The organism is Halomonas sp. 72, from assembly GCF_052379785.1.
Classification (GTDB): domain Bacteria; phylum Pseudomonadota; class Gammaproteobacteria; order Pseudomonadales; family Halomonadaceae; genus Vreelandella; species Vreelandella citrativorans.
Genome location: NZ_JBQSYY010000034.1, coordinates 1 through 9,235, shown reverse-complemented (window position 1 = coordinate 9,235; position 9,235 = coordinate 1). Strand labels below are relative to the sequence as shown.

At 56.0% G+C, this 9,235-nt stretch carries 7 protein-coding genes; 2 read left to right on the top strand and 5 right to left on the bottom strand.

Features of this window, described 5'->3' with window-relative positions:
- Window positions 1-270: 270 nt before the first annotated feature.
- The 3 genes from lgt to ACT3T6_RS17395 form a co-directional block, all read right to left on the bottom strand.
- Complete coding sequence (lgt, locus tag ACT3T6_RS17405) at window positions 271-1,059, bottom strand: prolipoprotein diacylglyceryl transferase (protein WP_172116185.1); 789 nt, start codon at window positions 1,057-1,059, stop codon at window positions 271-273.
- 230 nt (window positions 1,060-1,289) lie between these two features.
- Window positions 1,290-2,087, bottom strand: coding sequence for a sulfite exporter TauE/SafE family protein (locus ACT3T6_RS17400; RefSeq protein ID WP_193053745.1), 798 nt, complete (start codon window positions 2,085-2,087; stop codon window positions 1,290-1,292).
- A complete protein-coding gene (locus tag ACT3T6_RS17395) occupies window positions 2,084-3,259 on the bottom strand; it encodes a response regulator (RefSeq protein ID WP_193053746.1) in 1,176 nt (391 codons plus the stop codon). Before ACT3T6_RS17395 ends, ACT3T6_RS17400 begins: the two co-directional genes overlap by 4 nt.
- Before the next feature lie 140 nt (window positions 3,260-3,399).
- Here ACT3T6_RS17395 and ACT3T6_RS17390 point away from each other — a divergent pair, with 140 nt between their 5' ends.
- Window positions 3,400-4,161, top strand: a complete 762-nt coding sequence (locus ACT3T6_RS17390) for an NRDE family protein (protein WP_193053747.1) — start codon at window positions 3,400-3,402, stop codon at window positions 4,159-4,161.
- A gap of 10 nt (window positions 4,162-4,171) precedes the next feature.
- Here ACT3T6_RS17390 and ptsP read toward each other — a convergent pair whose 3' ends face one another.
- Together ptsP and rppH are read right to left on the bottom strand one after the other, a co-directional pair.
- Window positions 4,172-6,433, bottom strand: a complete 2,262-nt coding sequence (gene ptsP / locus ACT3T6_RS17385; RefSeq protein ID WP_193053751.1) for a phosphoenolpyruvate--protein phosphotransferase — start codon at window positions 6,431-6,433, stop codon at window positions 4,172-4,174.
- 83 nt (window positions 6,434-6,516) lie between these two features.
- Window positions 6,517-7,011: an RNA pyrophosphohydrolase gene (gene rppH, locus ACT3T6_RS17380; RefSeq protein ID WP_193053748.1), complete on the bottom strand. Its 495-nt coding sequence runs from the start codon at window positions 7,009-7,011 to the stop codon at window positions 6,517-6,519.
- Window positions 7,012-7,210: 199 nt separating this feature from the next.
- On the opposite strand from rppH, the gene ACT3T6_RS17375 reads away from it, so the two are divergent.
- Entirely contained in the window at window positions 7,211-7,867 is a 657-nt protein-coding gene (locus ACT3T6_RS17375; RefSeq protein WP_193053749.1) for an HAD family hydrolase, read from the top strand.
- Window positions 7,868-9,235: the final 1,368 nt, after the last annotated feature.

The following is a 9,235-nucleotide window of genomic DNA, read 5'->3' as shown; positions in this document are numbered from 1 at the left end:
TTTCACCTAACGCTTTGATTATTCAGATGTAGCGCGTGGTAACGCGCCGTGAGGAACGAACGGCAAGGCACCCGCGGGAGGCGGCGGAACGACGCCCATGGGCACCTCATTCGCCTTGGCACCTCCTTTACCCTTGCACCCTTACCCCTGCACCGCTGCGCGGCGCTCTCGCGGGTGCGCTGCGCTTACCACGCGCTACAAATCCATCTAACCTTTTGATTCTTCGGGTGTAACGCGTCGTTGCTTTGGCACTTACTTCACTACTAACGTTTAAACCTTGGCATCCACCGGTTGCGAGCGTGACCATGCCATAAGGACTAATCCTAGTGCGATCATGGGCACCGTCAGCAACATTCCCATGGTGACCCATCCGAATGCAAGATAGCCAATATGCGCGTCGGGCATGCGGACAAATTCCACCAGGAAGCGGAATGCGCCGTAGCCGAGTAAAAACAGCCCTGAAATGAACCCTCGCGCGCGGGGCTTGGCAGATACCCACCACAAAATCACAAACAGCACCAACCCCTCAAGCAGGGCTTCGTAAAGCGCTGAGGGATGGCGTGGCTCTGGCCCCATCCCGGGGAACGGCATTCCCCACGGCAACGATGTTACTCGTCCGGGAAGCTCATGGTTAATAAAGTTGCCTACTCGACCAGCGCCCAAGCCAATGGGTACCAGTGGGGCAATAAAATCCGTCAGGGTAAAAAAGGCAAGCTGCTTGCGGCGTGCAAACCACCAGGCTGCCAACAGCACACCGAGCAATCCGCCATGAAAGCTCATGCCGCCGTCCCACACACGGAAGATCCATAGAGGGTCAGCCGACCACTGTCCTAAGCCGTAAAAAAGTGCATACCCCAGCCGTCCACCAGCGACCACACCTATTGCACAGTAGAAGATCAGGTCACCAATATCGTCTTTAGTAAGCCCTATCCGAGAAGCTCGCCGACAGCCCAACCACCACGCGGCGATAAACCCCACGACATACATAAGGCCGTACCAATGCACTTGAAGCGGCCCAAGGGAGAACACCACAGGGTCAATTGCTGGGTAATTCATCATTGAAATACTCTAATTACGGAGGAGGAAGAAAGTCACTTAGACCATTACTACACTAGGCTTTGCACGAAAACTGCTTGCGCTCGGCCATGCGGCGTTAAAAATCAGCTCGTGCGCGAGTCCGATCAAAATACTCATTTACACATGTAAACTCGTACGCGAGCTCGGTCCGTTTTTTCGCTGATTTTTGCCTTGCCTGGCCTTCGCTCAGCGACTTTTCGTACAAACCCTAATTAAGCCAAAACGAAGCGCAGACCGACCACAGCCAACAGCAGCGCAAAGCATAACCTTAATACATGAGCAGGTAACACATGGGCCAAGCGAACACCGACACGCGCAAACGGTACGCTGGTGACGACAATGCCGAAAAAAGCAGGCCACATCACAAACCCGGTAGCCCAGTTAGGCAACAGCGGATGCCCCCACCCCATTACCATAAAGGTAATGGCGCCCACTAATGCGATAGGCAGCCCGCACGCAGCAGAGGTACCTACGGCTTGTGTCATGGTAGCCCCACACCGAGACAACCATGGTACTGTCATTGCGCCGCCGCCGATGCCAAATAAAGCGGATATGGCGCCTACTATACCGCCGGCCACGACCATCGCAAATTTGCCTGGGGCAATAGAGCCAGGCTTGGGCGATAGACCAAAAACCATCTTGGTTGCTAACAGCAGAACAAAGATGCCAAAGAGCGTGCCCAATACGCCGCCCGAGAGACTCCCCGCAATAAACACGCCGCCAATGGCGCCCACCATCAAGCCCGGGAGCAGCGCTAAAAACCAGGGGCGAGAAACACTTCCTTGACGAAAATGCCCCAGCGCAGAAGAGGCCCCGGTGATGACAATAGTGGCCAACGACGTGCCTACGGCAAGATGCATGGTGATCTCTGGCGGTATGTTTTGCAGGCCAAATGCAAAAACCAGTACCGGAACGATAATAAGCCCACCACCGACACCAAAAAGCCCCGCCATCGTACCTGCAGCCGCGCCCAAGGCTAAGTAACCCAACAAGATAGTCATCACACTCATTGGCCAGATGCCTTGTGTGGGCTATCGGGCAGCCATTTGGAAATCATGCCCAGTAATTTTTCAGGTTGATAAGGCTTGGTGAGCAAGTCATTCATACCTGCTTTTTTGCACTCGGCAATGCCTGCATTGTCCGCATTGGCCGTTAGCGCAATCAGGATGCTAGGGCGCTTTCCGCTTGCCTGTTCATACGCCCGCCAGCGCCGGGTGGTTTCCAAACCATCAAGAGTAGGCATAAAAATATCCATAAAGACTAAATCAAACGAGGTAGATTGTTGGCGCTCAAGCGCTTGCTCGCCACTGCTTACGCCCTCGACCTCTAACTCGTGAACTTCCAGCATTTGCCGCGCCAGCATCAGGTTAACCGGACCATCATCAACCACAAGAACGCGTAAAACGTGGTTTGGTACTGTATTGGCAGGTGTTACGTCGTTCTCATTAACACGTTGATAAACCAGATTGGTCAGCAGCGTGCGCACATCAGCCAAGTGCTCACGGATATCCACGACCTGACGACGACACTGCGAACACTCGTCACTTTCCAGGATGCGTCCTAACTGCTCATCCAGGTCATCAGTTTCACGCTGAAGCAGTGTTAAATAACCTGATTTTAAACGTGACTCTTCTCGCGCCCGGTCACGCCCGGCAACAAGCTGCTTTAGCTGCTGCTGTTGATGATGAATATCATCCAACAGTGCCTGATCTTCTTTTACTTGCTCGGTGGGGTGGCGTGATCGCTGAGCGCTTTCAATATAGCGCCCAAGCCCTGAAAACATTTCATTCATTTGGGCCAAGCGTCTCAGCGGCCGAACAGGCGCCCTGTTGAGTTCAGGTATCGTGTGCTTTTTGTCAGGTAACATTTGCAAGACACTAAACCGCAGCGACTCACTATGCCGTTCAAGCTCGTCCAGTTCCTGTATAAAATAGGCTTCTTTCTGTTTTGTACGTACTTTAACCAGCATCAGAAAGGCAGATACATTCATGGAGCTGCCCAATAGCAGTGCAAGCGCCACCCACAAGGTGGTACTCCATGGCGCCTGTGTAGGCGACATCCACCAAACGGCGAGCCCAACCAGCATGCACAGCACGACTAGCGCGGCCTGAATAAGTAACATTGGCCAGAGAGTAGGCCAAACGATGATGTTCCAGAAATGCTCTTCGCGATTGCGTTGCATGCGTTCGCGCCTTCCTGATTGGCTAGAGACAATTCACCCCGATGAGATGATGAGTGTTACGTTACTCGCACAAGTGTACGACTATGCCCTTAAGCTGTCATGCTGAGCGTGTCGATAATGACCAATGCTGAGGACTCACTATGTGCTTGATGGCATTCGCCTGGCAACCTGGCACAGCGCTGCCCTTACGCTTGGCAGGTAATCGTGATGAACTTCATGTCCGGCCAACGGCGCCTTTAGGCTATTGGGATGACGCCCCCGCCCTTTTAGGCGGGCGCGACCTTGAAGCAGGCGGCTCATGGCTTGCTGCCACACGAGGCGGTAGAGTCGCGGCGCTTACCAATGTACGCGACCTTGCGATGATGACACCTCCCGATGCGCCCAGCCGGGGCGAACTTGTCGCCAATGCACTCCAGTGCAACAATATTGAGCAGTGGCTAACCGACCTTGCTCACCGTAAAGCTCAACGCTACGCAGGGTTTAATTTGTTAGTCGCCACCACCGACCGGCTTTGGTATCTCCATCATGGCCAGCACGGCATTACGCTCAGCGATGTGCCGCCCGGCGTGCATGGCCTTTCCAATGCGGAATTGAACACTCCCTGGCCAAAAGTGCAAAGCGTGCGAGAAGCACTAGCGCAAAGCTCGCCGGATAACTGGCGCTCTCCTTTGGACCAAGCGCTGCATAACACCCAACAAGCGCCGGACGCCCAGCTACCCAAAACAGGGGTTGAGCTTGCGCTAGAGCGAAGGCTTTCTGCCGCGTTTATTCTGGGCGAGACTTACGGCACGCGCGCCACAAGCTGGTTAACGCTTGATCACCAAGGCCATATAAACATCACCGAGCAACGCTTTGGGCCCATGGGTCGTTTCAAAGGCGAAACGACCCTGGCCATATCGTGAGGCAGCAGCGTTAATCGCGTGGAGGCAACAGGTGCGAAAGCTGCCACTCGTCCATGCGCTTATTGAGATGCTCGTGTACCTGGAAAGGCGTGTCCAGATCCATGATCTCAGCCAGCAGTGCTTTGGCATCCTGAAGTGTCACGCGCCGAATGGCCGCACGCACTTTGGGTAAACTGGGGGCGTTCATTGAAAGCGCGTTAAACCCCATGGCCATTAATAACAGCGCCCCAGCGGGGTCACCAGCCAGTTCGCCGCATAACGAAATGGGTTTATTAAGCCGCTTGGCATCCTGGGAAAGCTCCTGCAGGGCGCCTAACAGTGCCGGATGCATTGCATCATAAAGGCTGGAAACCCGTGCATTGTTACGGTCAACCGCCAGCAAATACTGGGTGAGATCGTTACTGCCCACAGAGAAAAAGTCGACCCGCTTTGCCAGCGCATCCATTTGATAAATAGTCGCTGGCACCTCAATCATCACGCCCACTTTGGGACGCTTTATGATGATGTCCTCTTCCCCCAGTTCAATAATCGCGCGATCCAATAGTCGCAGCGCCTCATCCACTTCCTCAACATTGGTAATCATCGGGAAAAGCACAGAGAGGTTGTTTAAACCATGAGAAGCCTTCAGCATGGCACGCAGCTGCACCATGAGCACTTCAGGATGATCCAGCGTTACCCGCATCCCGCGCCAGCCTAGAAAAGGATTAGCCTCTTCAATGGGGAAGTAAGGCAGGTCTTTATCGCCACCAATATCCAGCGTCCGCATCACCACGGGCAAGGGCGCAAACCCTTCCAGCTGCTCGCGATACATGCGCATCTGCTCTTGTTCGCCAGGGAAGCGCTCCGTAATCATAAACGGCACTTCCGTACGATAAAGCCCCACACCCGCAATACGGCTTTTGAGCAGTGTGGTGGCGTCTACGGCCAGCCCCGTATTGACCATCAGCGGCATTTCATGACCATCCGGGGTCGTACTGGGCAGGTCCTGCTCATGCTCCAGAAGCTCGCTTAACGCTTGTTCATCCGCAATTAAGCTTTCATAACGCGACGTCAACTCAGCCGATGGACGAACAAACAGCCGTCCACGGTGACCGTCCAACACGACCGGTGCGCCACTTAAGCGTGGCAAGGGTAAATCCATCATGCCCAGCACCGTGGGGATCCCCATAGCACGGGCGACAATGGCAACGTGCGATGTACCTGAACCTCGCACAGAAACCAACCCTTTGAGCTTCTCTCGCGGCACTTCACCCAACATGGCGACACTAATTTCATCGCCCACTAAAATGGCATTATCGGGGTAGGTTTCAGGCGTTGAAGGCGCCCCCTCTTGCAAATGGGCCAACACCCTGCGGCCTAAATCACGAATATCCGCAGCGCGCTCGCGGAGATAATCGTCATCTACCCGCTCCAGATATTGAACGTGGCGTCGCACTACATCGGCAAGTGCACCCGGCGCCCACTGCCCTTCACGAATACGCTTTTCAACCTCTTCAGAAAGGGCTGCTTCACCCAACATTTGTTGGTAAACATCAAAAAGCGCCAGCTCCTGGGAGGAGATTCGATTGACTAGACGCTCGGCCGCTGCACGAATTTCATCGCGAGTTTTACCGATCGCCTCTTTTAAACGCGCAATTTCATACGCTTCATTATTGGGGATTAGGTCTGGCACGCTATTAAGGTCAGCCGGTGGCGTAATAACGACCACCTCGCCCATGGCAACACCGGGCGACGCTGCGACCCCTTTAAACATGGTCTGCCCGCCCGGCAAGGCAGGCCGCGCAAGGTTGCCCGTTGCCAGCGCATGAGCCAGCACGCCTGCCAACTGAGCGGCCATGGTGACCAGGAAGGCTTCATCTTGATCATCATAGCGGCGTTTTTCAGCCTGCTGAACAACCAGCACACCCAGCATATGGCGCTGGTGAATAATCGGCACGCCTAGAAAACTGGAGTAGCGTTCCTCACCGGTCGATTCAAAATAGCGAAAATGAGGGTGAAGCCGCGCATCTTCCAAGTTCAAGGGCTCGCTGCGCTTGGCCACTTGGCCCACCAACCCCTCCCCTAACGGCAGCACAACGCGCCCTACCGCTTGAGTACGCAGACCAATCGTTTCCATTAAAACGAGCGACTCAAGCTCTTTATCATAAAGGTAGAATGAGCACACATCGGTCTGCATGGCCTTGCGGATACGACGCACCATCGTCGACAGCGCGGCGTCCAGGTTGCGTGCACCGTTTACTTCCTGAATAACACGACGCAATACCTCAAGCATGGACGTTTTACTTTTCACATTGTTTGCCTCGCTGAGGATCTTTTCGACAGACTTTCACCGCTCATCCAGAGCCGTGGAGCACGTTATTTTTCATCATCTTGTGCCAAGCGCTGAACGCGGGGAGAAAGCTCTCTTAGCGCGCGCCGATACACCTCTCGTTTGAACGGTACCACTTGCCCGAGTGGGTACCAATAGCTCACCCACCGCCAGCCATCGAATTCAGGTTTGGGCGTTGCCGTCATACAAATTCGATTTTCCTGACAGCGAATTTTTAGCAAATACCATTTCTGTTTTTGGCCAATACACACTGGCCGTGAATGGGTACGAATCATGCGTCGTGGTAGACGGTAGCGCAGCCATCCCCGGGTACAGGCGATAATATCAACATCATCGGCGGTTAGGCCGATTTCCTCAAAAAGCTCACGAAAAAGAGCCTGTTGCGGTGTTTCGCTTGCGTTAATGCCTCCCTGGGGAAACTGCCACGCATTCTGTCCTACACGACGCGCCCAAAGCAGCTGCCCCTGGCTGTTGGCAATGATAATGCCAACATTGGGGCGAAAGCCGTCAGCGTCGATCACGGACATCACCTTATTAAATTTTCAGTTATCCCCATTTTTCCACAAGGGCGACAAGCGTATCAATACAATATAACGCCAAGTCGTGAACACGTGCGCGGCTCGGGTGGGAAAGAACCAAGGACTCTGCGATAATCCGCCCCTTTGTTTTGCCGTTCATACCTATAAATTTCAAACGACAATCGACCATAAGGGGAGCGCCGTGAGCCTGGCTATTTTCGATCTGGATAATACGCTGATATCCATCGACAGCGATCATGCATGGGGTGAGTTTTTGCTCGAGCAAGGCGCCGTAGACCCCGTCGCCTATCGCGAAGCCAACGAGCGTTTTATGGCCGATTACAAGGCGGGCACGCTGGATATGGCGGCGTTTCTGGAAGTGGCACTTAAGCCGTTAGCGGACAACACACCTGAACAGTTAGCGGCTTGGCATCAGCAATTTATGGCCAGCAAGATAGAACCGCATATTCTTTCCAAGGCCGAAGAGTTATTGGCGCGGCACCGCACCCGGGGCGACACACTGCTTATTGTGACCGCGACCAACCATTTTATTACCGCTCCCATTGCTGAGCGCTTGGGCGTTGATTATTTGATCGCGGTTAACCCGGAAATGGAGAATGGTCGCTATACCGGGCGCGCCTCCGGCACCCCCAGTTATCGGGAAGGCAAAATTACCCGTTTGCATGAATGGTTAGAAGACAAGGATTTTACGCTGGACGGCGCCTGGTTCTACAGCGACTCACATAATGACCTGCCACTGCTTGAAGAGGTTGATCACCCCGTAGCCGTTGACCCGGACGACACCCTTCGCCAGGTAGCCGAACAGCGCCAATGGCGAATCATGAGCCTTCGTGATTAGCGCTTTAACGTGAATCACCGTCAGGTGGCTGCGCACGGATGGCGACGGTACGACGCCTAAAGGCACATAATCAACCCCGGCACCGCTGCGCGCTGCGCGCTGCTCCCGCGGGTGCGCTGCGCTTACCACGCGCTACGAGAATCCCCTCAGATGGCTGCACATATCGTAGCGCGCGGTAACGCGCCGTGAGGAACGAACGGCAAGGCACCCGCGAATGGCGGCGGTACGACGCCCAGCTGTGCCACCGCATTTCAACCCCGGCACCGCTGCGCGCTGCTTCCGCGCCGGGCCGCCGCTGCGGGTGCGCTTCGCTTACCACGCGCTACAAGAATCCCCCAGATGGCTGCACATATCGTAGCGCGCGGTAACGCGCCGTGAAGAACGAACGGCAAGGCACCCGCGAATGGCGGCGGTACGACGCCCCGGCTGTGCCACCGCATTTCAACCCCGGCAACGCTGCGCGCTGCTCCCGCGGGTGCGCTGCGCTTACCACGCGCTACAAGAATCCCCTCAGATGGCTGCACACATCGTAGCGCGTGGTAACGCGCCGTGAGGAACGAACGGCAAGGCACCCGCGAATGGCGGCGGTACGACGCCTAAAGGCACATAACCAACCCCGGCACCGCTACGCGCTGCTCCCGCGGGTGCGCTGCGCTTACCACGCGCTACAAGGATCCCCCAGATGACTACACACATCGTAGCGCGTGGTAACGCGCCGTGAGGAACGAACGGCAAGGCACCCGCGAATGGCGGCGGTACGACGCCCGGATGTGCCACCGCATTCAACCCCGGCAACGCTGCGCGCTGCTCCCGCGGGTGCGCTGCGCTTACCACGCGCTACGAGAATCACCTAACAGATGGTTGCACACGTCGTAGCGCGTGGTAACGCGCCGTGAGGAACGAACGGCAAGGCACCCACGAATGGCGGCGGTACGACGCCTAAAGGCACAGAATCAACCCCGGCACCGCTGCGCGCTGCTCCCGCGGGTGCGCTTCGCTTACCACGCGCTACAAGAATCCCCTCAGATGGCTGCACACATCGTAGCGCGCGGTAACGCGCCGTGAGGAACGAGCGGCAAGGCACCCGCGAATGGCGGCGGTACGACGCCTAAAGGCACATAATTAACCCCGGCACCGCTGCGCGCTGCTCCCGCGCCGGGCCGCCGCTGCGGGTGCGCTTCGCTTACCACGCGCTACAAGAATCCCCTCAGATGGCTGCACATATCGTAGCGCGCGGTAACGCGCCGTGAGGAACGAACGGCAAGGCACCCGCGAATGGCGGCGGTACGACGCCTAAAGGCACAGAATCAACCCCGGCACCGCTGCGCGCTGCTCCCGCGCCGGGCCGCCGCTGCGGGTGCGCTGCGC